The 1,009-nt window shown below is 68.3% G+C and carries 1 protein-coding gene; it reads right to left on the reverse strand.

Going from position 1 to position 1,009, the window contains the following annotated elements; genetic code table 11:
- Positions 1-52: 52 nt before the first annotated feature.
- Positions 53-910 (reverse strand): STAS domain-containing protein, encoded by an 858-nt coding sequence (locus AB0E94_RS53325; RefSeq protein ID WP_357085453.1) that lies wholly within the window; start codon positions 908-910, stop codon positions 53-55.
- Between the last annotated feature and the right edge of the window lie 99 nt (positions 911-1,009).

Genomic DNA, 1,009 nt, shown 5'->3' on the forward strand with positions numbered 1-1,009 from the left:
TGGATGGAGACCAGCAGCATGTCGCCGATCTTGAGGATCGGCACCCGCTCCATCAGACCTCCCGGCGGTGGCGGCGGCCGGTGTCGGCCCCGGTGAGCCGGAGCACGTGCCGCAGCGCGTCGGCGAGGCTGGCCTTGGTGGCGATGTCGCCGAACTCGATGCCCAGGGCCACGATGGTCTGCGCGATCTGTGGCCGGATGCCGGAGATGATGCAGTCGGCGCCCATCAGGCGGGCGGCCACCACGGTCTTGAGGATGTGCTGGGCGACCTGGGTGTCCACCGCCGGTACGCCGGTGATGTCGATGATCGCGTAGGGCGAGCTGGTGTCGACCAGGGTCTGGAGCAGTCGCTCCATCACCACCTGGGCCCGGGCCGAGTCGAGGGTGCCGACCAGCGGCACGGCGACCACGCCCTCCCAGAGCTTCACCACCGGCGTGGAGAGCTCCAGCAGTTGCTCCGCCTGGTCGGCGATGAGGCTCTCGCGGGTGCGTACGTAGCTCTCGAAGGTGAACAGACCCATCTGGTCGATCAGCCCGGAGAAGGCGACGTAGTCGCGGAGCGTGTAGGGGCTGTCCTCGGCCTCCATCAGCTCCAGCAGCACGTCCTTGAGGGAGAACACGCTGATGGCGGTCTCGGAGGCGGAGAAGCCCTGCCGGGCGCGGCCCCGGGACAGCTCGGAGAGCACGGCGCGCAGCTCCGCGGCCTGCTCGGCGTCGAGGTCGCCGGCACCCTGATCACTGGCGGTGATCATGCTAGAGTGCAGCTCCTGCACCTGCCGACGCAGCTCTCCCTGACTGAGCCGCCCGCGTAGCGAGCTCGCGATGATCTCCGTCCAGCGCTGCATGATCCGCTCGGCGTGACCAGTCAGCAGACCGGACAGCCGGCTGCTTTCCTCGACGCTCAGCGTCATGGTGAACCCCCTTCGACCTGGACGGCGGACTCTATCACCGGAGGCCACGAAGCTACTTGCCGCATGGCAAGCGAATGAGGATGGCCACCGGAGCCTGCT

Origin of the sequence: Actinoplanes sp. NPDC026670 (assembly GCF_040638175.1) — a bacterium.
Taxonomy (GTDB): Bacteria; Actinomycetota; Actinomycetes; order Mycobacteriales; family Micromonosporaceae; genus Actinoplanes.

Coding starts and splice junctions, on each gene's coding strand:
- AB0E94_RS53325 (WP_357085453.1), bottom strand. CDS start 910: ATGACGCTGAGCGTCGAGGAAAGCAGCCGGCTGTCCGGTCTGCTGACT.